The sequence below is a fragment of the Streptomyces sp. NPDC019890 genome (genome assembly GCF_044903445.1).
Taxonomy (GTDB): domain Bacteria; phylum Actinomycetota; class Actinomycetes; order Streptomycetales; family Streptomycetaceae; genus Streptomyces.
Map to the genome: position 1 here is coordinate 1 of NZ_JBJDQK010000019.1, position 26,049 is coordinate 26,049.

20 protein-coding genes are annotated in these 26,049 nt (G+C 69.4%); 12 read left to right on the forward strand and 8 right to left on the reverse strand.

From position 1 onward, the window contains the following. A partial coding sequence (locus ACI2LP_RS31650; RefSeq protein WP_404727975.1) for a TetR/AcrR family transcriptional regulator occupies positions 1 to 431 on the reverse strand: 431 nt, incomplete at its 3' end. Between the two features lie 205 nt (positions 432 to 636). Here ACI2LP_RS31650 and galE point away from each other — a divergent pair. The 5 genes from galE to ACI2LP_RS31675 all read left to right on the forward strand — a co-directional run bounded on the left by galE (position 637) and on the right by ACI2LP_RS31675 (position 5,887). Further along, positions 637 to 1,674, forward strand: a complete 1,038-nt coding sequence (galE, locus tag ACI2LP_RS31655) for a UDP-glucose 4-epimerase GalE (protein WP_404727976.1) — start codon at positions 637 to 639, stop codon at positions 1,672 to 1,674. Positions 1,675 to 1,778: 104 nt separating this feature from the next. After that, complete coding sequence (locus ACI2LP_RS31660) at positions 1,779 to 2,621, forward strand: glycosyltransferase family 2 protein (protein WP_404727977.1); 843 nt, start codon at positions 1,779 to 1,781, stop codon at positions 2,619 to 2,621. Beyond that, positions 2,621 to 3,988, forward strand: a complete 1,368-nt coding sequence (locus ACI2LP_RS31665; RefSeq protein ID WP_404727978.1) for a glycosyltransferase — start codon at positions 2,621 to 2,623, stop codon at positions 3,986 to 3,988. The genes ACI2LP_RS31660 and ACI2LP_RS31665 overlap by 1 nt, the downstream gene beginning before the upstream one ends. A gap of 82 nt (positions 3,989 to 4,070) precedes the next feature. Then, positions 4,071 to 5,078 (forward strand): glycosyltransferase family 2 protein, encoded by a 1,008-nt coding sequence (locus ACI2LP_RS31670; RefSeq protein WP_404727979.1) that lies wholly within the window; start codon positions 4,071 to 4,073, stop codon positions 5,076 to 5,078. Continuing rightward, positions 5,075 to 5,887 carry a polysaccharide deacetylase family protein gene (locus ACI2LP_RS31675; RefSeq protein WP_404727980.1) on the forward strand — a complete coding sequence of 271 codons (813 nt, stop codon included), beginning with the start codon at positions 5,075 to 5,077 and terminating at the stop codon, positions 5,885 to 5,887. Before ACI2LP_RS31670 ends, ACI2LP_RS31675 begins: the two co-directional genes overlap by 4 nt. A 28-nt stretch (positions 5,888 to 5,915) precedes the next feature. Here ACI2LP_RS31675 and ACI2LP_RS31680 read toward each other — a convergent pair whose 3' ends face one another. The 5 genes from ACI2LP_RS31680 to ACI2LP_RS31700 are packed head-to-tail and all read right to left on the reverse strand — an operon-like array spanning position 5,916 to position 11,233. After that, positions 5,916 to 6,725, reverse strand: a complete 810-nt coding sequence (locus ACI2LP_RS31680; protein ID WP_404727981.1) for a family 16 glycosylhydrolase — start codon at positions 6,723 to 6,725, stop codon at positions 5,916 to 5,918. A 5-nt stretch (positions 6,726 to 6,730) separates the two neighbouring features. After that, positions 6,731 to 8,005, reverse strand: coding sequence for an NAD(P)-binding domain-containing protein (locus tag ACI2LP_RS31685; RefSeq protein ID WP_404727982.1), 1,275 nt, complete (start codon positions 8,003 to 8,005; stop codon positions 6,731 to 6,733). A gap of 26 nt (positions 8,006 to 8,031) precedes the next feature. Next, on the reverse strand, positions 8,032 to 8,424 hold the full coding sequence (locus ACI2LP_RS31690) for a hypothetical protein (RefSeq protein WP_404727983.1): 393 nt from the start codon (positions 8,422 to 8,424) through the stop codon (positions 8,032 to 8,034). Further along, entirely contained in the window at positions 8,421 to 10,268 is a 1,848-nt protein-coding gene (locus ACI2LP_RS31695; protein WP_404727984.1) for a glycosyltransferase, read from the reverse strand. The genes ACI2LP_RS31690 and ACI2LP_RS31695 overlap by 4 nt, the downstream gene beginning before the upstream one ends. Next, positions 10,265 to 11,233, reverse strand: a complete 969-nt coding sequence (locus ACI2LP_RS31700; protein ID WP_404727985.1) for a phosphotransferase family protein — start codon at positions 11,231 to 11,233, stop codon at positions 10,265 to 10,267. The genes ACI2LP_RS31695 and ACI2LP_RS31700 overlap by 4 nt, the downstream gene beginning before the upstream one ends. Positions 11,234 to 11,849: 616 nt before the next feature. Here ACI2LP_RS31700 and ACI2LP_RS31705 point away from each other — a divergent pair. The 4 genes from ACI2LP_RS31705 (at position 11,850) to ACI2LP_RS31720 (ending at position 17,172) form a co-directional block, all read left to right on the forward strand. Further along, entirely contained in the window at positions 11,850 to 13,100 is a 1,251-nt protein-coding gene (locus tag ACI2LP_RS31705; protein WP_404727986.1) for an ATP-grasp domain-containing protein, read from the forward strand. Positions 13,101 to 13,264: 164 nt separating this feature from the next. Beyond that, entirely contained in the window at positions 13,265 to 14,332 is a 1,068-nt protein-coding gene (locus tag ACI2LP_RS31710) for a phosphotransferase family protein (protein ID WP_404727987.1), read from the forward strand. Positions 14,333 to 14,534: 202 nt separating this feature from the next. Next, complete coding sequence (locus tag ACI2LP_RS31715) at positions 14,535 to 15,623, forward strand: GNAT family N-acetyltransferase (protein ID WP_404727988.1); 1,089 nt, start codon at positions 14,535 to 14,537, stop codon at positions 15,621 to 15,623. Positions 15,624 to 15,882: 259 nt separating this feature from the next. After that, complete coding sequence (locus ACI2LP_RS31720; RefSeq protein ID WP_404727989.1) at positions 15,883 to 17,172, forward strand: lipopolysaccharide biosynthesis protein; 1,290 nt, start codon at positions 15,883 to 15,885, stop codon at positions 17,170 to 17,172. A gap of 8 nt (positions 17,173 to 17,180) precedes the next feature. Here ACI2LP_RS31720 and ACI2LP_RS31725 read toward each other — a convergent pair whose 3' ends face one another. Continuing rightward, positions 17,181 to 18,305: a GNAT family N-acetyltransferase gene (locus tag ACI2LP_RS31725; protein WP_404727990.1), complete on the reverse strand. Its 1,125-nt coding sequence runs from the start codon at positions 18,303 to 18,305 to the stop codon at positions 17,181 to 17,183. Positions 18,306 to 18,682: 377 nt separating this feature from the next. On the opposite strand from ACI2LP_RS31725, the gene ACI2LP_RS31730 reads away from it, so the two are divergent. After that, positions 18,683 to 19,414, forward strand: coding sequence for a hypothetical protein (locus ACI2LP_RS31730; RefSeq protein WP_404727991.1), 732 nt, complete (start codon positions 18,683 to 18,685; stop codon positions 19,412 to 19,414). 114 nt (positions 19,415 to 19,528) lie between these two features. Here the strand turns inward: ACI2LP_RS31730 and ACI2LP_RS31735 are convergent, their stop codons facing one another. Beyond that, positions 19,529 to 20,788, reverse strand: coding sequence for a family 16 glycosylhydrolase (locus ACI2LP_RS31735; RefSeq protein ID WP_404727992.1), 1,260 nt, complete (start codon positions 20,786 to 20,788; stop codon positions 19,529 to 19,531). Positions 20,789 to 21,286: 498 nt separating this feature from the next. Between ACI2LP_RS31735 and ACI2LP_RS31740 the strand changes: the two genes are divergently transcribed. Both ACI2LP_RS31740 and ACI2LP_RS31745 read left to right on the forward strand, forming a co-directional pair. Continuing rightward, a complete protein-coding gene (locus ACI2LP_RS31740) occupies positions 21,287 to 25,771 on the forward strand; it encodes an aminotransferase class I/II-fold pyridoxal phosphate-dependent enzyme (RefSeq protein WP_404727993.1) in 4,485 nt (1,494 codons plus the stop codon). Between the two features lie 51 nt (positions 25,772 to 25,822). Continuing rightward, entirely contained in the window at positions 25,823 to 26,023 is a 201-nt protein-coding gene (locus ACI2LP_RS31745) for a hypothetical protein (RefSeq protein WP_404728019.1), read from the forward strand. Positions 26,024 to 26,049 lie beyond the last annotated feature (26 nt).

Here is a 26,049-nt window from a genome sequence, read left to right on the forward strand (position 1 = left end):
GTGGCCAGCAGCGGCACCACCTGCGGGTGGGCCAGCGCGACCTGGTAGGTCGCCTGCGCGATGCGGTGCAGCTCGGCGCGCCATTCGGGCCCCTCGGCGAAGGGACCCACGGCAGTGGCCGCCGCGTCACCGCCGCCGACGACGACGGTGGCGGGGGCGGCCAGGTACTCCTCCAGCTCAATGAAGAGGGCCTCGACCAGTCCGTCCAGGAGTGCGTCCTTGCTGGGGGCGTACCGGTACAGGGCCATGGCCTCCACGCCGAGCTCGGCTCCCACCCTGCGCATGCTCAGCGCCGAGAGCCCTTCGCGGTCGACCAGCTCAAGGGCAGTGGCCAGGACGCGCTCCCGGCTCAGCTGACCGTAACGGCCGCGATCCCCGGGCCGCCGCTCGTTCTCCGTCCGGCCCCGCCGGTTCTCCTTCCGCCTCTTCACGATGTCTGCCTCCAGTCGCCGGGGCGAGCCGCCTCGGCCTCTCCCTTGACCGTAGGCCCAAAAGGGATGAAAGTGTATGTATACGACGTAAATATATGGCGTCAGTTCATTTCATAAGGATACCGGCGCCCATTCGGTCCGGCCCGCCCCTTGGCCGGGCAGCGGAGGCCTCCCCTTCGCCCCACCGCGCTCAAGGAGAGAACTCATGCCCGCCCCTTCAACGGTTCTGGTCACCGGCGGTGCCGGATTCATCGGCAGCCACACCTGCGTCGAGCTCCTCGACCACGGCTACGAGGTCATCGTGGTCGACAACTACTCCACCAGCTCGCCCCTGGCTTGCCTGCGCATTCAACGAGTCGCCGGCCGCGCGCTGGGAGGCGTGTACGCGGTCGATCTGCGTGACCGGCGGGCGCTCTCGACCGTGTTCCACGAGCACCCTGTGGATGCCGTGGTGCACCTCGCCGGAAAGCGGTCCGTCGACGAGTCCGTGCGGGCACCCATCGAGTACTACGACGTGAACGTCGGCGCCACCACATCCCTGTTGAACGTCATGCAGGGCCACGGTGTGCACCAGTTGGTCTTCTGTTCGTCCTGCTCCATCTACGGCGAGGCCCACAACGGGCCGCACCCCGAGAGCGACCCGGCACGCCCGGCGAACCCTGCCGCGGCGTCGAAGTGGGTCTGCGAGCAGATGCTCGCCGACGTGTGCCGGATCCGCCCGGAGTTCACCGTGCTGGCGCTGCGCTATTTCAATCCGGTAGGCGCGCACCCCAGCGGCCTGCTCGGCGAGGACCCCCGCGGCGAGCCTGCCAATCTGATGTCCCGGCTGGCCCGGGTGGCAGCCGGGAGGCACGGGCGCCTCAGGATCTTCGGCGGCGATTACGACACCGCCGACGGCACCGGAGTCCGCGACTACATCCACGTCATGGACCTCGCCGAGGCCCACCGGAGCGCACTGGCCCATCTCGCCGACCGGACGGGGATGCGCGTCTTCAACCTCGGCAGCGGAACGGGCACCTCCGTCCTCGAGCTCCTGGACGCGTTCGGCGAGGCGTGTGGCAGGTCCGTCCCGTACGAGGTCGTGGACCGCCGCCCCGGCGACGTGACCGAACTCGTCGCCGACGCGAGCGCGGCGGCGCGGGAGTGGGGATGGCGTCCGACCAGGGATCTTGCCGCGATGTGCCGCGATGCGTGGCGCTTCCAGCAGTTCAATCCGTCCGGATACACGACCGGTACCCCTTGACTAAATGCCTGTAAGGGTAAATCGTATGTATACGACGTAAACGTACATAGCAGACATACAGCAACACACCGCGCCATCCATACCGATTCGATCCCGGAGAGATCATGACCACGAACCCGACTCAGTTCCCCGCCACCGCCCAGACCCAGCTCCCCGCCATCGCCCCGGCGCCGACGCCCGCCGCGCACCCCGCCCGGCGAGCCACCGACACCCACCCGATGCGACGCGCCGAGGACAGGCTGCCGCCGCGGGCGTCCGTGAGCCTGGTGGTTCCGGCGCGCAACGAGGCACGCAACATCCCCTGGGTCTTCGAGCAGATTCCGGACTGCGTGGACGAGGTCATCCTGGTCGACGGCGACTCCAGTGACGCCACGGTCTCCATGGCGACCCTCTGCCTGCCCACGGTCCGCAGCGTCGAGCAGAGCGGCCCGGGCAAGGGAAACGCCCTGCGCACCGGATTCCTCGCGGCGACCGGCGACTACGTGGTGATGATGGATGCCGACGGCAGCATGTCGCCCGGCGAGATCCCGCACTACCTGCACTTCCTCGAGAACGGCTACGACTTCGTCAAGGGCTCCCGGTTCGTCGCGGGCGGCGGCTCCCTGGACATCACCCGCTTCAGGCGACTGGGCAACCAGGTGCTGCTGGCAGCGGTCAACAAGCTCTACGACGCCTCGCTGACCGACCTGTGCTACGGGTTCTGCGCCTTCCGGCGCAGCTTCCTGGACCAGCTGGACCTGCACGCCGCCGGCTTCGAGATCGAGGCCGAGATGATCGTGCACGCGCTGCGTTGCGGACTGCGGATCGCCGAGGTCCCGAGCCTCGAACTGCCCCGCCGCAGTGGTCGTTCCAACCTGCACGCCATCTCCGACGGCCGCCGGGTGCTGCGCACCCTGCTCTCCGAGCGACCCGGCGCACAGTCCGCGCCGGCAGGACGGAGCACATAATGAGCGCCACCGGCCGACTCTTCCTCGCTCCCCACGCCACAGTCTCCGTCCCCGTGGCCCCGCCCTATTCCCCGGTCAGGGTCGTCGACATCGATCTGGCCGAGCCGGGAGAGTTCCATCCGCCCGGCAGCCGTGAGCAGATCCGTCCCGAGGGCAGGGTTCTGGCCCTGGTACGGCTGCACGGCCACCCGCTGGGGATGGTCTCCGCGACCGGCACCAGCCCCGCCGAACTGTGGCGGTCCCTGGCCAATGCGGCCCACCGGGAGCTCACCACCGCCGTCGCCGGGCACTTGGCAGCCGACCGGCCGAGCACTCCGCCCGAGGTCTCCTCCCGGCCGTGGCACGAACCGGCCGTCCTCCCCTGCCAGGCCGCCGGGCTGCGCGTCCTCGACGAGGCCCCCTTCATCAGCGTCATCGTCGCCACCCACGACCGGCCCCAGTTGCTGCGACAGTGCCTCGACTCGCTCCTGCTGATGGAGTACCCGCGGTTCGAGGTGATCGTGGTGGACAACGCCCCGACGGACGCGTCCGCCGAGCACCTGGTCAAGGAGGCCTACGGCCAACGGGTCCGCTACGTCCGGGAGCCCGTGGCCGGTCTCGCCCGCGCACACAACCGGGGGCTGGCCCTGGCGCACGGCAGGATCGCCGCGTTCACGGACGACGACACGCTCGTCGACGCCCGCTGGCTGACCGAGCTTGCCGCAGCCTTCGCCCGGGACCGCCGGATCGGCTGTGTCACCGGCCTCATCGTGCCCGCCGAACTGAGGACCGGAGCCCAGGCCGCGCTGGAGCGGCACGGTGGATTCGCCAAGGGCTACACCCCTCGCACCTGGTCGCTGCAGGACCCGCCGGCCGACCCGCTGTTCCCGTTCACTGCCGGACGCTTCGGCTCCGGGACCAACATGGCCTTCCGTGCGGACATGCTTCGCGCCCTCGGCGGCTTCGACCCGGCCACCGGCACCGGTACCCCGGCGCACGGCGGCGACGACCTGCTCGCCTTCTTCCGGGTCCTGGTCGGCGGCCGCACCCTCGCCTATCAGCCGGGCGCGATCGTCTGGCATCGCCACCGCCGTACCGAGAACGCCCTGAAGGCACAGGCCTTCGGGTACGGCGCCGGACTCGGGGCCTATCTGACCGGAGCGCTCGCCCACGAGCCCCGGATGGTGCCCGCCCTGCTGCGCAGGCTCCCCGGCGGCATCCGGTACGCGACGACCAGGGCACGCGGCCGGACGGAACCGGGCGACGGATGGTCCCGGCAGCTCGCCCTCCTGGAGATGCGAGGCCTGCTGTACGGGCCGCTGGGCTATCTGCGCAGCCGCTGGCTCGGGCGCGCGGCCGCGACGGCGGCGACGGAGACTGAGAAGTAGCCGTGTACGCATCACGTGCCCTCAGGGCATCCGAGCCGGCGGGAACGGCGACCACGCCCCCCGCCACCGCCGGGAGGCCGTCATGAGCACCTCACCGAGCCTGTCTGTCGTCATCTGCGCCTACACCCTCGACCGGTGGGAGGACATCCGCGCCGCGATCGGCTCGGTTCGTGCCCAGGAGCGCGCGGCGGACGAGATCGTGCTGGTGATCGACCACTGCGAGGAACTCTACGAGCAGGCCACGGCCTCGCTGCCCGGCGTCCGGGTGGTGCCCAACCGCGAGCGCAAGGGCCTCTCCGGTGCACGTAACACCGGGGTGGCGGCGGCCCTGGGCGACGTGGTGGCCTTCCTCGACGACGACGCGGCCGCCGATCCGGACTGGACCGACCGCATGCTGGAACGCTACGAGGACCCCCGGGTCGTGGGCGTCGGCGGCCTCGTCCGGCCGTGGTGGGTCACACGCCGACCGCAGTGGTTCCCGCCGGAATTCGACTGGGTGGTCGGCTGCTCGTACCGGGGCCTGCCCGTGCGGACCGCCCCGGTGAGGAACTTCATCGGCGCCAACATGTCCTTCCGCAGGGCCGAGGTGGTCTCGGCCGGCGGCTTCCGCACCGACCTCGGACGGGTCGGAACCCGGCCCCTGGGCTGCGAGGAGACGGAGCTGTGTCTGCGGATCGCGGCTCGCCGTCCCGACGCCGTGCTGCTGTACGAGCCTGGTGCCGCGGTACGTCACCGGGTCCCCGGGACGCGTACCACCTGGGCGTACTTCAGGTCACGCTGCTATGCGGAAGGGCTCTCCAAGGCACTGGTCGCCCGGCACAGTGGCAGCAGGGCAGCCCTGTCCAGCGAGCGCACCTATCTGAGATCGACCGTCCCCCGGGCCTTCGCCCGGGCCCTGCGGCCGGGCCGTCCCGACGCCCTGCGCACCCTCGCGGCGCTGTCCGCGGGTGTCTGCGCCACCGTCGCCGGCTATGCCGTCGGCCGGATCCACTCCCTGTCGTCCGGCTCCGCTGCGCACCGCCCGCCGCCGCCCCTGGGCGGATCGAGCACCGACGGCGCACCGGCTCCTGTCGGCAGGAGCCGTCCGTGAACCCCGTTCCTGTCTTCCTCTACCACTCGGTGGCTCTCGACCCGCCGTCGTGGATCGCGCCGCTCACGGTGAGCCCCCGTACCCTCGCCGGACATCTCGACCTGATCGCCGACAGCGGCCTCGACGTGATCCCGCTGCGGCGGCTCGTAGCGGCATTGCACGGCGGCCCCCCGCTGCCGGCCCGGTCCGCCGTGCTGACCTTCGACGACGGATACATCGACTTCTACTCGACGGTGGCTCCGCTGCTCGCCGATCGGGGACTGCCCGCCACCCTGTACATCACCACGGGCGCGCTGCACGCGCCGGGCCGGCCGGCCGACGGCAGTCTGTTCCCGCCCGCGCCGATGCTGAGCTGGGGCCAGGTCGAGGAACTGGACGAGCTCGGCATCGAGATCGGCGGTCACACCAGGACGCATCCGCAGCTCGACACGCTGCCCGGGCCCCGGCTGAGGGACGAGGTGGTCGGCTGCAAGCGCCAACTGGAGGATGCCCTCGGTCATCCGGTCACCGCGTTCGCGTATCCGCACGGTTACTCGAGCCCCGCGGTGTGCCGCCTGGTGCAGGAGGCCGGCTGGACATCGGCCGCCGCCGTCCGCAATGCCTTCAGCTCGTACAGGGACGACCCACTGAGGATCGCCCGGCTGATGGTGCACGCCGACACCGGCCGGGAACGTTTCAGGCGGTGGACCGAAGGGTCCGAGGCCCGAGTGGCGCCGTTCCCCGAGGGACTCCGGACCAGGGGATGGCGCGCGTACCGCCGCCTCCGGGCAGGGCTGAACCGGCCGTTCCAGGCGCTCCCGGCAGCCTGACGGGGCCTGCCGGGCCCCGCTCCGGCGCTCAGTGCTGCCAGACGCGCACCCAGTCCACGTGCATCTGCGCCGAAACGACCGAGGGGGGCGGCGGTTTGGGAACCCCGACGGCGAGATTGACCAGCACCTCCATGGGGACGTGCGGGATCCGGTCCGCAGCGGTCACCCGGAATCTCTTGACACCGTCCACGTACCAGGTCAACTCGTCGCGCTCCCAGAGGAGTCCGAACACGTGGTAGCCGTCGGGGAAGTCGACCGGCCCGTAGGTTCCCCGCTCCCGCTGCTCGCCCGCCCGGTTCAGCCAGTGCACATACATGTTGGTCTCGTCGGTGTTTCCGAGGAACTCCATGATGTCCAGCTCGGGAGGCGTCCGCCGGGACGCGGGCATCATCCAGAAGGCCGGGAACATGCCCGCCTCCGAGGGGATCCGGATCGCCGCTGCGAAGTAGCCGTAGGTAAAGGTCCGCCGGGGACGGCCCTCCCAGTGGTCACGCCCGGTGGAGATCATGCCGGATCTCCACGGGTAGGTCTTGCCGTCGCTCCCCCGGGTGTTGCGGCGCTCGGCGCTGAGGGTCAGTGCGCCTTGGCCCACCGACACCTGGCTCGGGAGATACCACTCCAACTCGTCGTTCCCGCTGTTGGTGCACCCGCCCTTGTTCCAGTCGTAGCAGGTGACCCAGCGATCGGTGTTGAGTTTCGAGCCGTTGAATTCGTCATGGAAGACCAGCCGCCACGAGCCCGCGGCAGGCGGGCGCGGGGGCGTGCTGTCACTGCCGCAGGCCGTGGACAGCATCAGCAGGCCCGCAGCCACCGCCCGCCAGGCCCTGTGTGCCGCCACGGGTTTCACCGGATTCCGGCCGCGACCGCGGCGGCAGTCCGCCGGGCGGCGAACCCGGTACCGCAGACGAAGCGCAGGACCGGCCCGAAGGTGGGTGCCGCGGCCAGTCCGGTGAAGTAGAGGCCGGGCACCGAGGACTCGAAGCCGGCCGACAGCCGTGGTGCACCGCCGAACGTTCGTACCGCCTGACGAAGTGTGGGCTCCAGGAACCCGAGCCGGTCCACGTCCACCCGGTAACCCGTGGCCATCAGGAGATGGTCGGCGCGCAGCAGCTCGATTCCGCCGCCCGGGTCCGCCAACTCCAGGCGCACCGTCCCGTCCTCGGGCACCGCGGAGTGCACCGTGCGCCCGCACAGCACCGGGAAGCGGCCGTCCACGCGCTCCCGCAACCACCACGCACCGGACGGCCCCAGCACGGTGTGCAGCAGTCGGATCCGCACCGATGTCGGCAGGTGGCGGTAGGCGGCGGCGCCACGGCTGACGGCCAGCAGCGACCAGCCGGGGCCGAGCGCGGAGCCGGGTTTGCGCAGCCGGACGGACCGGGAACGGGCGGCGGGCCGGTCCGTTTGCGGAGGGTCACCGAAGACGACGGCCGGGGCACGGGCGACCACGGTGGGGCGGGCACCCGCCTCGTACAGCAGTGCGGCGCTCTCCAGCGCCGACTGCCCCGCACCCAGCACGGCCACCCGCTGTCCCGCGAAGCCGGTCAGATCCCGGTGCTCGCAGGTGTGGGAGGTCAGGCCCGCCGCGGTGAGACGGCGCAGCTGAAGCGGTTCATGGGCGAACGGGACCAGTCCCGTGGAAACCACCACGGCTGAGGCAAGGAACTCCTCCCCGGAGTCCAAAGTGATGCCGAACCCGCCGTCGACGGCCTGCACACCGTGCACCATCGACCGCTCCAGTTCGGGCACGCGGCGCTCCTGGAACCATCGCCCGTAGCCGATGAATTCCTCGATCGGGACCGGATACAGGTCGCCCACCGGCTCCCTGCCCTGGGCAGCACGGAAATCTGCGAGCCCGTACCCGGGCTCCGGCGCGGAAATCGACGATGCCGCCGGTACGGACTTGAGATACATGCCCTTGGGCATATGGGTGTGCCAGCCCTCCATCGGCTCGCCGAAAATTCTCCGGGGCACTCGTGCCGCGCTCAGCCGGGCGGCGGTGGCCAGCCCGTACGGGCCGGCGCCGATGACGACGACCGGAGCCCGCTCCCGGGGAGCCCCGGTCGCTTCCGTGGCCGCCCGGTGGTGCCGGGCGGCCGAGCGGGAATTCGAGGGCATTCCTGTACCTCTCGTTCGCGGAAGGTTCACTCGTTCGGCTCAGCGGCTCCCGCGGTGGACCGTCGGCGCGCGGACCGCAGCACGCCGTGTCGCGGCATCAGTGCCAGGACAGAGGTGAGGACTGCGAGCGCCAGCAGAGCCCGCGTGAACGTGAACGTGTGGCTGAGGAAGAACGCCTCCGCCACAAGCACCGCCAGCGACAGGCTGAGCACCACGCTCAGCACGGCGGGCTCCAGGACCGCGGCCCAGCCGGGGCCTCGGCGCGCCGCCGATCGCAGCGGCCATACAGCCGCCAGTCCCGGGCAGACAATCAGGAAGACGGCCGTGACGACCACCCGCAACGGATTCCCCGCCGGCAGTGCGGTGGCCGCGAGGGCCAGCCAGCCGGACGCGGCGATCCCCCAACGCAGTGCTGTCATCGGCGGATCGTCTCCCTCGGAGCCACGTACCGGTAAACCACCGCGTCATCGTTGTGGTAGACGCGAACGAAGCCCGGCGCCCTCGACAGCGCCGACTCCACTCGTTTCACGGTGTCGGCGGGCAGGTCCCCGGTGAGATAGACGTCCTTCGTCTGCGCCTGGCTGAGGATGATGTACGCGGGCTGCCTCGCGGTGGCCCCGTAGACGAACCCCGTCACGCCGTCCAGCGGGTCTTGTACCAGCCTCCGTTCGTCCGCAATGTCCTGCTGGGCCAGGAGCACCCGTTCGTGCTGGTCGTAGTGCATGAAGAGGCCGGGCACGGCGGAGGTGAGCGTCACGATCTTCGAACCCTCCGGAGCGTGGGACGTCACATAGCGGGCGGCGGCGACCTCTTGGAGCGTGAACTGGTTCACCGCCTCCTTGCCGTAGTAGCCGAAGACCAGGCCGCCGAGCATGGCCAGCAGAATCGGGTAGACGGTGAGCATCCGACGCCGCGGCTGAGTACCCCGGTGGAGCAGAAGGGCGGCGATCATGAACGCGGAGGCGGGCAGCGCGAACAGGTAGGCCCGGAAGATCATCTCCCCGCCGTACGGGTTCGCGAGCAGGACCGGCACGGGGGCGAGCACGAGGAGTGGGAGGCCGGTGCGGCGTGTCCACGGGCGGCGTACGAAGGCGATCACAGCCAGCAGGAAGACGGCACCGGACAGGCCACGGTCGACCCAGGACAGCAGGATCTGCCCCGGAGCGGCGGAGCCCCAGGTGGCCAGGGACGAGGCGATGTTGGCGTCGGGCTGGGAGAGGGCGTCCACGATGCTGCCGAAGTGTGTGGAGATGTACGGCCGTGCCACGGTGGCGTCCCAGGCGGCCGTGAACACGACCGCCCCCGCCAGGACCGGCAGCACCACCCGCCGGTTGCGGCGTGGCAGCGACAGCAGCACCAGCGCGCTGATCAGCATCAGCGGGGTGAGCGGGTGTGAGGACACGAGGGCGGCCACGATCACCAGCACCAGGAGCAGCAGTCCCGGTGGCCAGGCTCCCCGTCGGCGTCGGCTCGGACGAGGGAGCGCGGAGGACGGCAGCTGCCGCAGGATCAGGGCGATCACCGTCGCGAACAGCAGGAAGTCGAAGGCCTGCGGCGCGAAGTAGTCCTGCCCCACCCAGGAACAGGAGTAGAAGATCCAGGCCGCACCCCAGATGAGCCTGCGGTCACGGGCGACCGCCCGGTACATGAGCAGCAGCGGACCGAGCAGCAGGGCGTTGACGAACGCCGGGGCCCAGGCCGCGTAACCGATGGCGGACTCAAGACCGGTGGCTCGCAGGAACAGCGCGTTGAGCTGGAAGAAGCCCGGCCACTCGTTGTAGATGTCGAGTGTGCCGGCGTTCGGCACATCGCCGCCGTGCCGCAGCATCGCGTCGATGACCGCCACATGCTTCCAGGCCCAGGAATAGCGCAGGGTCGGATAGAGCAGGGTGGGGGTGGCATGGATGACCGCGATCAGCCCCAGGACGTAGGCCGCGTACCAGCTGTTGCCGGTCCGCCGGTCGCCGAGCGCGAGACAGAAACCCAGGGTGAGCAGGGCCAGTGCGACCCAGAAGAGTACCGGCAGCACCTGCAGCAGGCCGAGGTCGCGCATCCGGTCGAGGTCGACATGGCGCAGCGACAGCAGCCACAGGGCGAGCGCGATCGGCAGCACCGCCCGGATCACCCAGCGGCGGGTGGCGGCTCGCCGTGCACGGGATTCGCCGGTCGTGGAGGTGCTGGCCGGCGCCTCTTCGCCTTCCTTGGGCGGCGTGGAGGCGCCCGTCAGCGTCGGGTGCGTGGGGTGCGTCGGGTGCTCGCTCATCGGGACGCCTCCTCGAGGACGGGCGCGACGGTTTCGGTCACCCACCAGCGGCTCCGCCCGAACTGCGGCGACTTCCGCACATTGCCCGCCACATGCCACAGCCACGTCAGCAGCGGCAGTACCGCCGGGTCGCCGCCGCCGTCAGGATCCACGCCGGCGGCCCTGAGCAGTGCGCGGTCAGCGGCCGGCAGCCCACCGGCACGGACGGCATCGGCAACGAGCCTTCCCAGCGGGCGGCCGCTGCGCGCCGCCCGGACCGCCAGTACGAACATGCAGGCGTCGATCTCCGACGGGCCGTCCATCCGCGCGTTGCCCCAGTCGTACACCCCGGTGACCCGGGCGCGCTCCTCGCTCAGCAGCACATTGCCCGGGTGGAAGTCCCCATGCGTCCAGGCCTGTGTCATGACGCCTTTGGCAAGGCCCTCGTGCAGGCGCCGGCGCAGCGCCTCAAGTCCCGCCGCTCCCGCACCCGCCCGACACCATCCGATCTCCGTGGAAAGGATCTCCAGCTGCGGTTCGGCCCATTCGCCGGACCGTTCGGCGGCCGGCTGCACAACTCCGGTCGCACGCCGCAGTTCCGCCAGAAATGAGAGGGCAGCGGTGACCGTTCGGTGCAGATCCTGCGGCCGGCCCCGGACCAGGCGCTCGGCGGGTACGCCCGCGAGCCTCCCCTGGGCGAGCATCCGGCCGGGCCCGACGGGCAGATAGCCGACGGCCTGTGGCAGCAGCTGCCGCCAGGGGTCGAGCCGGTCGTCCGCGGCCAGCTCCCGCAGAACGTCCCATTCACGGGCGAGGGCGGCGGCCGCCCGTTCGTTCCTGGGGTGCTTGACCACGACGGTCAGGCTTCCCCGCCGCAACCCGAACACCAGCAGATTGGTCTGGGGCCAGGTGGGGCGTCGGACCACAGTGACCTCGCGGGGATGCATCCCGCGCACCAGGCGTTGCGCCCGCAGACGGTCGGTCAATGTGCCGAGAACACGCGGAGTGCGCAGTGGTAGGAGCCCGAGCAGGGGATCCCACAGCGCACGGGCGCTCCGGTGACGCGGAGTATTCGGAGAATGCACGGAGTCCGCGAACTGCTCGGCCGGAGGTCCCGGCACCGTCCCAGGCGCTGTCGTGAAGGTCGGGACACGGTTCACGATCAAACCTCCGGGGGTGGCTGCCCACAGGCGCGACCCGTGCCGCGCACAACCTGCCTATCCGATAGGGCCAGTTGGCGGTGCTCCTCTCCACAGCCCGGTGGTGCACCGGCCGCTCGGCTGCCGACGGCCGGTCTTCGGACAGATCTCACTCACCATAAGGCCAGTCATCCACAATAAGCGACATATGGCATTAATTCTGACATCATCCCTGATGAGGGCCATGCCGGTCAGCGGTAACGGTCCGTCACAAGAACAGCGATGTGCAGATCCACGTCCTGCGAAGTGAGAGGTCACGAGTGATGGGCGCGAGGCCCTTCCCGGCCAGCGGACCGGGGCGTACGCGGTGCGGGGCTGTCGCGCCTGCGGCCGTCGCGACGACGCGGCCATCCGAAACACCCTGCATCAACGAACTCGCCGGCTCCACACAGGACGACGCCGGATGAACGCCGGACCACCCCTCGACCGTGCGATGCCCGCTCTCCTCACCAAGATCGGCAGATATCCCCTGCACCACGGCGGCGTCGGCGTGGTGCGCACCATCGGGCGGCTGGGTGTCCCGGTCCACGCCGTCGTCGAGGACAGGTTCACTCCGGTGGCGCTCTCACGCCATGTCACCCGCAGGTTCGTCTGGCCGACGACCGGCCTGGAGGAACCGCGGCTGCTGGTCGAGGCCTTGTTGTCGATCGGCCGGGCGATCGGCTCGCGCTGCATGCCCGTACCGACCGACGACGAAGCAGCCATCCTGCTGGCCGAGCACTCCGACCAACTGGCGGAGTGCTTTCTGCTCCCGGCGGTGCCCTCCGGTCTGCCGCGGCGGCTGGCCGACAAGGCGAGCCTGCACAGGATGTGCGAGGAGCTCGGCGTGCCCTCCCCGCTCACCCGGGCGCCGGCAGACCGCGACGAACTGGTGGTGGCAGGCCGTGAGCTGGGCTTTCCGCTGGTGCTCAAGAACCTCGAAGCCTGGAGCAGGCTGCGCCACCCGGCAGTGAGCGGCACCACCGTGATCCGCGACGAGCGGGAGCTACTGGCCCGGTATCCGACAGGCGCGCTGCCCCCGGTCCTGATGCAGGAGTACATCCCGAGAGAGCACGCGGAGGACTGGATCACCCACCTCTACTGCGGTGCAGGCGGCACACCGCGCGTCGTCTTCACCGGTCTGAAGCTGCGCTCATGGCCGCCGTACGCGGGGGTGACCACCAGGGCGGTCGCGCTGCGCAATTCCTGTCTGGCGGAGCTGGCCGCGGGGCTGTGCCGCCGGATCAGCTACAGCGGGCCGGCCGACCTCGACTGGCGCTACGACCGTCGCGACGGGCGTTACAAGCTGGTGGATTTCAACCCGCGCGCCGGTGCGCAGTTCCGGCTGTTCCAGAACGCCGACGGAATCGACGTGGTACGGGCGATGCACCTGGACCTGACGGGCCGTGACGTGCCGGACAGCCCGCAGGACGAAAACCGGGATTTCGTCGCCGGCCAACTCGATCTGCCGTCGGCGGCGGTCTGGCTGCGGGATGAGCACAGGCTGCCGCCCGGTCTGCTTTCGCGGCGGCGTACGGAACGGGCCTGGCTCTGCCGGGACGATCCGTTGCCCGCCGCGGCCGACGCGATCCGGTTCGCAGGCGTTGTGGCCCACCGCCTCGGCCACTCCCTGCACGCCCGGGGCGATGGACACCCAGCGGCGCCCCTCACCTGAAGCGGATGCCAGGCACGGCCCGGATCCGGCGCGCCCTGGCGCGAGCGCAGTGGGTCGCGGGAGTTGCCGTCTGCTCGACCGCAGTGAGCCGTCCGATCGCCATCGACTCTGCAACGACATACTGTGACAAATGATCCTTTGTGAGCCAATCGGACGGAGGGTCCGTGGAAGATGCCTTCCCTCGCGCTGATGTGTGGGGGTCCCGGCTGCGCGGCCTCCTCCCCCTTCGTCCCCGGGGCCTGCTCACCCGGCCCGCCGACCTGCTGACGGCCCGCCATCTGGCGAACCAGCTGCGCGCTGACCGCGCCGGCTTCCGCGACCTGCACCGGCTGCAGAGGACGGTCTCCGATCTTCTGGTGTTCGAGCTGGAGGACGAGAATCGGCCGCTGGTGGTCAAGCATCCCCGCAGCAGTCGAGCTGCCGCGTCACTCGCCCGGGGGTGCGATGCCGTGCGGGATCTGACTTTCGACGACCGTCTGGACGAGTGGCGGCGGCTGCTGCCTCCGGTGGAAGTGTGCCGGCTCGGCGGGCGGCTTCCCCTGGTGGCGGAAGGCCGGCTGCCGGGTGTCGAAGGCGACGAGCTGCTGCGGCGCTCTCCGCACCTCACTCGGCAAGTAACGGCCTCCGCGCTCCGGGCGGTCCGCGAGCTGCACCGGGCGACCGGCAGGCTGGAGTGCGTCACGTCCCGCATCGGGCACTGGGTCGACCCCCAGCTGGCCATCCTGGCCGACGAGATCCCGTGGTGCCGCCGGGGCCGCGGCGCAGCCGCCACGGAAGCACTGAGGGAGCGCCTCCGCAGCGGTCTGACCGGGCACACCTTGACGGTTGCGTGGACCCATGGGGACTTCCACCCGGGAAACATCCTGTTGAACGGGGAGCACGGGACGCTCACAGGGGTGATCGACTGGGCGAACGCCCGTCCGGAGGGCCCTTGCGCCATCGATGCCTACACCTTCGTCCTGACCCTCCGGCACCAGCGCGGCGGACGGGAGTTGGGGCAGATCGTGGCTGATGTCGTGCGGCGCGGCTCCCTGCTGCCCGAGGACCGCCGCCTCCTCGCCGAAGCAGATGTTCCGCCCACGGACGAAGGTCCCGAGGAAGACGTGCTGCCACTGCTGACCTGGCTGTGGCATGTGGCGGGAAACGCGGAGAAGTCGGCGCGCTACGGACGCAGCCATCATTGGGTCGCGGGCAATGTGGTGCCGGTGCTCAAGGAGGTGGCGCGACGGTAGCGGCCGACTCCCGGCGACCCGAGCGCGGCCTCGTGCAAGCGTCGCGTCGAAGAGGCCGTGCGCCTCTTGTCCGTCTAACCTCGGTGAAGAGGCCAGGGTCTCCGCCCTGTCCCGGGCTTCCAGGGCCTGTCTTTCGGATGAGCCCGGCAAGATCCGGAAGACAGGCCCTAGTCCCGTCCCCTCACGCCCGGCAGGAGGAGTCATGAACTCAGCCGTCGCGCACCCGGTGGCCACAGCGTCGGGCCCGGTGCGGGTGACCAGTCCCGCCCCACGGGCGGTCTGGCGACAGCTGGCCTCTGCGGACGGGAACGCCCTGGCCAGCCAGACTCCGACGTGGCTCGATTGCATCTGTGCGACGGGACCCTACGAGGACGCCAGCCGACTGTACGAATTCGAGGGTGGGCGCCGACTCGTCGTACCACTGGCCCGGCGGCGAGGGTGGCCGGCGAGGCTGGTCGGCGAGGACTCCTGGCCGTCCGACTGGGGTATCGGCGGGCCGTTGGTCTCCCCCGGGACGCCCGACGAGACGGAGGCCCGCGTCGTCTTCGACGACCTCGCGCGGCGCCCGGCGCTCCTGGTCGGCGTCAGGTTCGGGCCCGGCGCCGACCCGGTGTGGGCGCGGGCGGCGCCGCAGAGCTTCCGGGCGGAGGAACACATGACGCAGGTGCTGGACCTGGACGGCGGCTTCGGCACCGTCTGGGACCAGCGCTTCCGCGGGCGTGTCCGACGGGCGGTGCGCCGAGCCGAGCGGTCCGCGATCAAGGTGGAGGTCGACCGCACGGGCCGGCTGGTGCCGGCCTTCTACGACCTGTACGAACAGTCGATGGTGCGCTGGGCCAGGCAGCAGCACGAGCCGCTGGCGCTCGCCCGCTGGCGCCAGACCCGGAGCTTCCCGCGGCGGCGGCTGGAGGCTGTTGCCGATCGGTTCGGTGAATCGTGCGCGATCTACCTGGCATGGTGCGCCGGCGAGCCCGCCGCGGCGATTGTCGTCCTCCGTCACGGCCACCACGCGAAGTACTGGCGTGGTGCGATGAACCGGGATCTGGCCCACCCGGTCCGGGCGAACTTCCTGCTCCACCGCCTCGCCGTCGAGGACGCGTGCGAGGCGGGCTCCAGGTACTACCACCTGGGGGACTCCCGACCGGGGTCCTCGCTGGCCCACTTCAAGGACGGCTTCGGGGCCGAAAGTCGCTCGACCCCTGCCTTCCGCCGCGAGCGGCTTCCGGTCTCGGCCGCCGATCGCCGGCTGCGGAGCGCCGTCAAGCGCCTGATCCACTTCGAGGACGCTTAGGGGCCCAGGGAGCGGGTGTCGCGCAGCGTGCAGGGCCGGCCCCCCTGGGTGGCAGAGTACCCGTCCTCGATCTAGCCTGAGGGGAACGACGATTGTTGGAAAGCCACGCTATCCCTGGCCGCCTGATGGAGTCTCCGGTAACGCAGTTCCCCTGTGCGGATCACCCGTCGCCTCCTCGTCCGGGCTGCGCACAGGCTGGAGTCACCTTGCGCCGTCGGCCGGACCGGATGCCCGACGACCGGCGGGCACGGTGAGCCCCGTGCGGCAGTCCAAGGACCACCTGCTGCGCACCGGCCACGTGCTGACGTTCAACTCACTGCTGACAGCGGCTCTCGGGGCGGCGTACTGGGCGTTGGCAGCTCGCTGGTACGACCCCGGTGCGGTGGGCCGCAACTACTCGGCAGTGTCCGCGATGATGCTGCTGGCCGGGGTGGGCCAGCTCAACCTGACCAATGTGCTGCTCCGGTTCGTGCCCACCGCGGGGGACCGCACCCGGCTGCTGGTCTCCAGGGCCTATCTGGGCGCTTGTGTCTTCTCCGTGTTCCTTGCAGGGATGTTTCTCTTCCTGGTGCCCTGGATCTCTCCGGGGCTGCGGTTCCTGCGCGAGCCGCTGCTCGGTGGATGCTTCGTCCTGGCGACTGCGGCATACGCGGTCTTCGTCATCCAGGACGGTGTGCTGACCGGCCTGCGACGTCCGGACTGGGTGGTGTGGGAGAACGCCGTGTTCGCGGTCGGGAAGATCGTGTTCGTCGGCGTGCTGGCCGCCGTCCTGAAGTCGACCGGAATCCTGCTCTCCTGGGCCCTCGCCGTGGTCCTCGCCGTAATCCTCACCAACAGCTTCCTGTATGCAAGGGCCTTCCCCCGGCACGCCCGCACCCCGCCGGACGAGCGGGCCGACACGGCAAGACCGACGCCGAAATACATTGCGGCGGACTACGTGGCAGCGCTCTTCTGGCTCGGCGCGACCGCCATGCTCCCGATCATCGTTCTCAACCGGTGCGGACCCGACCAGGCCGCCTACTTCTCGCTGGCCTGGCTCGCCGGGTTCACGCTGTACCAACTGAACGCGAGCATGGGCGAGTCGCTCATCGTCGAGGCGGCGAACGACCCCGCTCAGCTGCTCAAGCACTGTCGGCGGGTACTGCGACACGCCGGGATGCTGCAGATTGTGGGAGTACTGGTGCTCTGTGCGGCCGCGCCACTCGTGCTGCGCGTGTTCGGCACCGACTACGCCCAGAACGGGGCGGGTCTGCTCCGTCTGGTGGCTCTGTCGGCACTTCCCAACCTGGTCGTCATTACGGCCATGAGCGCTTGCCGGGCCCAGCGCCGGATGCGCATGCTGATCGGAATCCTGGCCGTCGTCTGCTCGCTGGCCACCGGGCTGAGCTGGGTGCTGCTGCCGCCCCTGGGCATTGCGGGGGTTGGGGCCGGGTGGCTCATCGCCCAAAGTGTGGTGGCCGCGTGGCTGTGGTGGCGGAAGCCGCTCTGGCTGCCAGTAGGGAGCCGGTCGGCATCGCCGGCGGACGGGGGCCTGGTCGGACCCAAGTAGCTGCGCGCTCAGCTCCGCCGGTTGCCGAGACGGGCCTCGGCGGCCCTGCGGATCCGGCCCAGCTGATCCTCGAGCGGGGTGAGCGGCAAGCGCTCGAGCCGGTACTCGGCGAGGTGTTGTACGCGTCCGCCGAGGTTGGCCTTGAATCGCTCCAGCGACGCAACCCCGCCCGATTCCCCCATCTCGTAGTAGCGGCAGCCTGCATCACAGGCCTCCTTGATGGAGCGGAGCTGAAGGAACTGGTTGGCGCGCAGCGGACCCGCCGTCCGCTTGTCGCTCGAGCCGCGCCAGTAGATGCAGATGGATCCGTGCAGCAGCAGGATCGTGGCGGCCACCGGTTCCCCGTCAAGTCTGGCCACGAGAATGCGGCAGGTGCCTGGGAGGGAAGCTGCTACCGCCTGGAATTTGGCCAGCGGCTCCGCACGCTTTCCACGGCTGCGGACGACAGCCGGGGGCAGGTGCCGTTCCCGCGCGCGCCGGTCGAGCCATCGCAGGTAGAGGTCGTAGAAGGCGGCCACCAGCTCGGGCGAGTGGCCGCTTTCGATGACCAGGCCGCCCTGCTCGGCCTTGCGTTCCGCGGAGCGCAGCCACCTTCGTGACTTCCCGGACCATCGCTGCGACCAGAGGGCGTCCATGCCGCCGTCGAGATCCAGTACATGGATCGTCCGGGGCACGGTGACGACCCCCGGTGCCCCACCCGGCCACGCGGGGGCAGCGGCGAATGCAGGCCGGACGCTGGTGCGCAGTGCTCGGTCGGAGGCGAGGTCGGCGAGGACCATGTCGACTTCGTGGGGGCGGACTCCTCCGGACGCCAGAATGCCGCCCGTTCCCCAATACGGGGGGAAGGAGGACTGCAAGGAGAGCGCACGGAGCCGTCCCGGTCGGCGAACCATCGGCAGGACGAGCTCCCGTCCTTCGGCCGTTCGGTAGAGCCGGCTCGCGTCCTGCCAGCCACCGACGCTGCAGATGCAGTCCAGCCACTGCGGCAAGTGGAATGCCATGGCTCCGGGGTCGGTGGCGAGCACCTGCGCCCAGGTCTCACGGGGCACGGGGCTCACGGCCCGTATCACGCCATCACCGGTGTGGATGTCCCACTCCCGGGGCTCGTGTTCGGGTGCCTGGTGGTGGCTCACGGATGGCCTCCTCACGACCCCGCCCAGGCGGATGGACACCACGGCCCAGTGTTCCGGCGAGCGGAACAGGAGGAGTCGGAGTGTTGACTCAAGTCTCCCGCTTCCACGATTCATTGTCCGAACACCCGCAGAGCCACGCAACGTGACGCATGCGTTGGCGCAGTAGCGGCACCCAGGACACGGGCAGGTGGTGGTCGACGACGACCACCACGACCCGCGGCCCGGCCGAAAGCCATCCACCCCGGCCCTCTCGGACGAGCGTGGGCCTTCGGTATCCACTATCGTGAAATACAAGGTGAAAAGGTCATATTCTGGCAGAATGAGCCAATAGGGGTTGACCCGTGGGCCAATTGGACGGAACTCAGGCTTCCACGCGCATGGTGCGCCTCCACCAGGGGATCCCGTCGCTTCGGCTGATGCGGCAGGCGCGTCGCATACTCGACGACGCGATCGATCTGGTCCGCCTGAAGCTCGATGCCCTGCCCGACGGCGTCTACCAGCCGGTCCCGGGCCTACCGGTGCGGAAGGCGAAGCGAGCGGTCGGCAGCCGGTCGCGATGGGTGGCGATGGAGCCGGTCATCGAGCGGCTGGGCGTGAAGAGCGCGATGGATGTCGGCTCAAATGTCGGCTATTTCCCGATAATGCTCGCCAGCCGTGGGGTACCCTCGGTCGCGCTCGAATCGGTCCCGAAATACGTTCGGACCACGACGACAGCCGTGCGACGAAACCAGCTGGACAACGTGGCGGTGATGGAGCTCGAGCTTCGACCCGACACACTCGGCCTGCTGCCGGCAACCGACTGCACCCTCGTGCTGTCCCTCTGGCATCACCTGGTGCGAAACCAGGGCCTCGACACCGCCACAGACCTGCTTCGGGAGCTCTGGGCCCGGACCGGCAAGGTGATGTTCTTCGACAGCGGCGAGGACGAGATGCCCGAGTCGTTCGGTCTTCCTCGCATGGTGCCGACGCCGGACGCTTGGCTCAGTGAGTACCTGCAGGAGACCTGCGCCGGGGGGCGAATCGAACACCTCGGCCGCCATCGCGCCTTCGACGCCGCCGGCCTTCCGACGGACCGGGCGCTCTTTGCGGTGATACGGGAACAGCAGTAGGGGCCCCGCTCGTCTCCTCGGTCACCACAGGCCAGGCCCTCGCCCCTGCAACCGCTGAGCCCCCGGGGTCAGGTACTTGACCCCGGGGGCTCAACTTCGCCAGGCCTTGGACGGTCAGTGCTGCCAGACCCTCACATAGTCGGTCATCATGTCGGCCGGGGTCGCGATCGGACCACCGTGCTCGGTGCTGACGCCGTTGTTCAGGATCAGGTACATCGGCGACGAGGTGATGCCGGTCGTGATCTGGCCGACCTGCTTGCCGTCGTAGTAGTACGTGACGGATCCGGGCTTCCACTCGGCTCCGTACGTGTGCCATCCGGTGAAGTCACCGGGGGCACAGCCGCCCGGGCCGCCCGACGGAGAGTGGAAGTGCCAGCAGGCCTTGCCGCCGCCGAGGCCCTCCATGATGTCCATTTCGCCGTCTTCCGGCCAGTTCTGTCCGTCCGTCCAGAAGGCGGGCCAGTTGGAAATCTGCCCGCCGGACCCCGGGGTGTAGATCCTGGCCTCGAAGGCGCCGTAGGTGAACTGGGCCTTGCCGTTGCTCTCGACCAGGCCGGAGCGGTAGGCGTAGGTCTTACCGTCGGACGCGGTGGTCGCCTGCTTCTCGGCCTTGAGGTGCAGCGAGCCGCCGCTGACGCTCACCTGGGACGGGGCGTAGGCACCCAGCTCGCCGGAGTTGACCGGCTTCGTGGTGCAGGTGGGGCAGCCCAGCCAGTTCGGGTTCCACTTCGAACCGTCGAGGCTGGTGCCGTTGAACTCGTCCGCGAACACCGGGCGCCAGGTGCCCGGGATACCCGATGGCGCGGCGCCGCTCGTCGACGTCGTCTGGCTGGGGGACGGCGCCGCCGAAGTCGACGTGCTGGGGCTTGCCACCGGCGTAGAGGTCGAGGTAGGGGCCGGGCTGGGCGACGCGGTGGCCGAAGGCGTCGAACCGGGCGCCGGGGCGGCCGTGCCGCCGGAGAACGTCTTCACCGGGGACAGGTTGTGCCACGTGTTGTTGTACTTGTACGCGACGAAGGCGGTGTACGTGCCGGCGGGGAAGGTGCGACTGCCGGAGGTGAAGGTCGTCTGCGAGGGGCTCAGCGTAGGCGCAGTCGCCCCGGGGAAGTCGTAGTTGGAGCCCCCTGCGGACCGTACGGCGACGGTAAGGGCCTGCACCTTGATCGTACGAGCGGAATGGACCTTCGCGGTGGCCTTCAGCTGACCGCCGGATGCCGCCGAGAGGGACAGCGAGTCGACGACCACCCCGGTCGACGGCTGCGACTGGCCGGCCCATGCGGCGCTGCCCGCGGCAACGATGCCGAAGGAAAGCGCGAGGGCGGAAACCTTCGTCCGGGTGGTCAGTTTTCGGCGGTGCTTTGAATTTCTGAGCATGAAATGGGTGACCTTTCGCCCCCCGACGGCAATAGGCCTGCCATTGCAACTGCGCAAGAGCGGGCTGAACGGTTATGGACTCTGCGCGAGCAGAATCCGGCACGCAACTGCCGTCCTTGTCCTGACACCCATATCGAGCGTTCTACACACCCTCAGGAGTTATGGCGCGCCACCGAGTTGACGATTCCCAGCGCCTTTTATGTGATATCCGCCATAGCGAATTACATTTCCCGCAAATCGGACGAACGGGGCAGGCGAACTCGCCCTTTGATATCGAAAGCGATGGATCACGACGCCGCCGCGAACCGGTGGCGCGCCCTCGCGAAAGCTGATCGCGGAGAAGTGGCCCGACTGCGGGCCTATGGGGCGCTCCGGACCTCCGGTCGCCGCTTGCCCATAGCGGACATATGATCAAAAAAGTGATGAATAGGCCGATATTTCTGAACAGGATGACGGTGCAGCGCCCCGTGTCCGATGGTGGTGAGGAGGCGGTTCTCATTGACCCGGGTCCAGCGCCTGATGGCCGGATACGTCGTACTCGTGATCCCGCCCACCGTCGTCTATCTGACGATGCCCAGCCGACACGACGTCAGCTGGGCCGTGATCGGTCTCCTGAGCGTCTGCGCCATTCTCGTGGGGATCCGGATCAACCGTCCGGCCCACCGTTGGCCATGGCTGGTGCTGGCCGCCGCCAACTTCACCTTCACCGCGGGCGACACGACGTACAACGTGCTCAACACCTTCTTCCACCAGCAGAATCCATTTCCCTCGCTCGCCGACGTCTTCTATCTGGCGACCTATCCGCTCTTCGCCATCGGGCTGTTCGGATTCATTCGGTACCGCACCACAGGGCGTGACCTCGCGAGCCTGCTGGACGCGTTGATCCTCACGTCCGGGCTGGCGCTGCTCTCCTGGGTCTTCCTCATCACGCCCAACGCCCAGGCCGCCGACATGACATGGATTCAACGAGCGATCTCGATCGCCTATCCACTCGGTGACGTACTGATGCTGGCGATGCTCGCGCGGCTGCTCACGCCCGGCGTTCTGCGGGGCCCGGCGATCCAGCTCCTCACCGTCGGCACGATCGGCATCCTCGTCTCCGACGTGCTGTACGGACTGCTGCAGCTCGAAGGGGCTTGGCAGGTCGGCACCCCGATGGACCTGGGCTGGGTGGTCTTCTTCACCGCATGGGGGCTGGCGGCACTGCATCCGTCCATGGTGAAACTGACGGAACGGATGCCCGAGCGGCAGCCCGGGATCCACGCCCGGCGGCTCGCCGTGCTCGCCCTGGCCTCGTTGATCGCCCCCGCGATGCTCCTGTACGAATCCCTGCGCGGGAACATCCACGACGCGGCTGTCATCGCGGTGTTCTCCGCCGTTCTCTTCCTGCTTGTACTCGGCCGGCTGTCGGGCCTGGTGGCAGTTCACCTGAAGGCCGTGAACCGCGAACGGGGCCTGCGCGTGGCGGCCGCAACCCTGGTGGCCGCGGCCAGCGTGAAGGAGATCGCAAATTCGATCCAACAAGCGGCGGAACTGCTCTTCGGAACGGGGACCCGCCACGACGCCGTGCTGCTGACCACCGATCCCGGCGAGACCAGGCTCCACACCGTACGCACCAAGTCGCGCGCCTGGAACTGGCACATCAGCTGGACGGACGAGACAGCCAACGCGTGGCTGCCCCGATTTCTCGCCCGTGAGACACAGGTCGTAAGCGTCGACGACCTCGGAGCGTCCGCGGCCACCGAGTTGGGGGAGGATCTGCCGAACGCGCTGCTGTGTCCGCTGTCCCTCAGGGACCGTCCGTCCGGTGACGCGCTGGTCGGCGCTCTCGTCATCACGGGTACGGAGCACAGCCTGGCGGAACGGTGGGGCGCGTTCGAGACCCTGGCCTCGCAGGCCGCGCTGGCGGTGGAACGCGTGGCCCTCGGCCAGGAGGTCAACCGCCGCAACAGCGAGGCGTACTTCCGCACCCTCGTGCACAACGCCTCGGACGTGATCCTGATCCTCGACGACGACAACACCGTCAAATACGCGAGCCCGTCCGCCGAAGGGATGTTCAGCCGCACCCCTCTGAAGGGGGTAGGGCTCACCGAACTCGTCGCGCCACAGGACAGCGACCGTGCGATGCGCTCCCTGGCGCGGATGCGCGCCGAGGACGACCAGGACAGCCGCGACGACTGGCAGGTCGTCAAGCACGGCGGCGGGCGCATCGATGTGGAGGCCAGATGCAGCAATCTGCGGCACGACCAGACCGTCCACGGACTGGTTCTCACGCTGCGGGACGTCACCGAGCAGCGGCAGTTGGAGCGCGAACTGACGCACCGTGCCTTTCACGACTCGCTCACCGGTCTGCCCAACCGGGTGCTCCTGCTGGAGCGGATCGACCGCGCGCTGCTGCGCGGACGCCGCGATTCCACCGTCACCTGCGTACTGTTCGTCGACCTCGACGACTTCAAAGTGGTCAACGACACCAGGGGCCACTCGGTCGGGGACGAACTCCTCATCGCCGTGGCACGGCGGTTGTCCGGGACGCTGCGCGCCAGTGACACGGCGGCACGTCTGGGAGGCGACGAGTTCGCGGTACTCATGGAGGGCGGCAAGGACCCTGCGGTCGCGGAAGTGCTCGCCGCACAGATCATCCAGAGCCTCACCCAGCCGTTCCGGCTCTCGGGCGGAATGATCAGCCTCTCGGCCAGCGTCGGCATAGCCACCGCACGCGACAGCGCCAATGCGGAAGACCTCCTGGGCCACGCCGACCTGGCCCTGTACGCGGCGAAGACGGCCGGGAAGCGGCAGTGGCGCCGCTACCAGGCGCGGTTGCACACCGGAATGCTGGAGCGGCACGAACTCCAGGCAAGCCTCGAGAGCGCGATCGCCGCCGAGTCGTTCCATGTGCGCTATCAGCCGATCGTGGAGATCGCCAGCGGCGATGTCGCCGGCTTCGAAGCGCTGGTCCGCTGGCCGCACGACCAGCGTGGCCTGGTGCCCCCGGGTCAGTTCATCGCACTCGCCGAGGAGACCGGGCACATCATGCCGCTCGGCGCCTGGGTACTGGAGCACGCCGCCGCCCACGTCGCCCACTGGCAACAGGTGGTGCCACGGCCGGACGCGCTGAACATCAACGTGAATGTCTCCGCCCGCCAGTTCCGCGACCCGGGCTTCCTCGACCAGGTGCGCCGCGTCCTCGACACGTCCGGCCTGGCGCCCGGTTCGCTGGTGCTGGAGCTGACGGAGACCGTCCTGATGCACCGCGACGATCAGATCCGTTCGGTGATGAGAACGCTGAAAGACCTCGGCGTGGGAATGGCGATCGACGACTTCGGCACCGGCTTCTCTTCGCTCAGTTATCTGCGGGAATTCCCGATCGACATACTCAAGGTCGACAAGTCATTCATCGATGACGTCGGTGTCGATGACCAACAAGTCGCTCTGGTCGAGGGTATTGTGCGCATCGCCGACACACTCGGCCTTCAGGTCATTGCCGAAGGCATCGAAGAGGTGGAGCAGCGCGACCGGCTGGCAGCAATGGGCTGCCGGTTCGGACAGGGATACCTCTTCGCCCGACCGATGACAGCGGACCAGGGGGAACAACTCCTGCGAAGCGCTCGGGAACACCGTGCACCCCGCCTGATCAACGGCACCGCCAAGAATTCGCCGACGCGCCGCCGCCACAGCACGGCCCGCGTGGGCCAGCCGTCGTCGTCCGCAGGAGGGGGCACGGTGGAGGTGAGTTCCGCGCGGACGTCACTGGAACCCGGCGGCGCGCGACGCGATCCACGCTGGGGAGAGCTCGAACACCTGCGGCAGTCCAGCCCCATGTGCGACGCGGTCATCGACGAGGTGCGCGGCCGGCACATTCGCTGCGGCGATCACTGGCTCATCGACTTCGCGTCGTGCAACTACCTGGGCTTCGACCTCGAACCCGAGATCATGGAGGCGGTCGAACCACAGATTCAGCGTTGGGGCACCCACCCCAGCTGGTCGCGGCTGATCGGCAGCCCCCGTCTCTATCCGGAGATCGAGGAACGGCTCACCGAACTGCTCGACGCGCCGGACACCCTGCTGCTGCCGACCATCACCCTCATCCACGCTTCCGTGATCCCGGTGCTAGCCGGGGAGGGACACGTTTTCGTCGAAGCACGAGCACACCGCACGGTCTACGACGGGTGTCTGGTCGCCCGCGGACAGGGCGCGAAAGTGAAGCGGTTCCACGCCGACCGGCCCGACGAACTCGATGCTCTGCTGCGCGCCGTGCCGGCCGATTCCACCCGGCTGGTGTGCCTGGACGGCGTCGACAGCATGACCGGGAACGTGCCCAACCTGTTGGAGCTGGCGGGCGTCTGCCGGGCGCGGGACGCAGTGCTGTACATCGACGACGCGCACGGCTTCGGGATCGTCGGCGAACGCCGCGCCGACGAGTCCTCCCCGTACGGCTCACGGGGCAACTGCGTCGTCCGTCATCTCGGCGAGACGTACGACGGCATCGTGCTGGTGGGCGGATTCTCCAAGGCGTACTCCTCCCTGCTGGCGTTCCTGGCGCTTCCGACCTGGCTGAAGAATCACCTCAAGGTGGCAGCCGCGCCCTACCTCTACTCCGGCCCCTCGCCTACGGCCTCCCTCGCCACCGCGCTCGCCGGCCTCGACCTCAACGACCAACGCGGCGACGCCATCCGCGCCGATCTGTACCGCAAGACGATGCGCGTACTGGACCATTTGAGCGCCCTGGGCGTCTGGACGCCCAACGCCAGCGGGCTGCCCATCATCGAGATCCCCCTCGCCGACGGCGCGGACATGGACGCGGCCGCGACGTTCCTCTGGGACCGAGGGATCTACGTCACGCTGGCGGCCTATCCGCTGGTCCCGCGCGACAAGGTGGGTATCCGCATCCAGGTCACGGCCAAGAACACCGATGACGACATCGGCCGGCTCAACCAGACGCTTTCGGCTTTCGCCGAGCGGTTCGAACTGCGGCTGCGGCGCTGAACGCCTGGCTCTGAAGCCTCAGCGGTTGTGGCCGCCCGTCTTCGCGTCCGCGTGAGCGTCCGGATCCGCGTCAGCGTCAGCGCCCGCCGGATGGTGCGGCTGACCAAGGTCGAGGAGGGCCAGGAGTTACCGCCGCGCGCCGACGACCCGGGCACGGACGGCCGTCGGTACGCGTCGGGCTACATCGGCCTCCAGGTCCACGGGACGACGGATGTGATCTCGTACCGCAATATCCGGGTCAAGGAGCTGTAGTACGAAACCGGGGCCCGGCGCGGCGC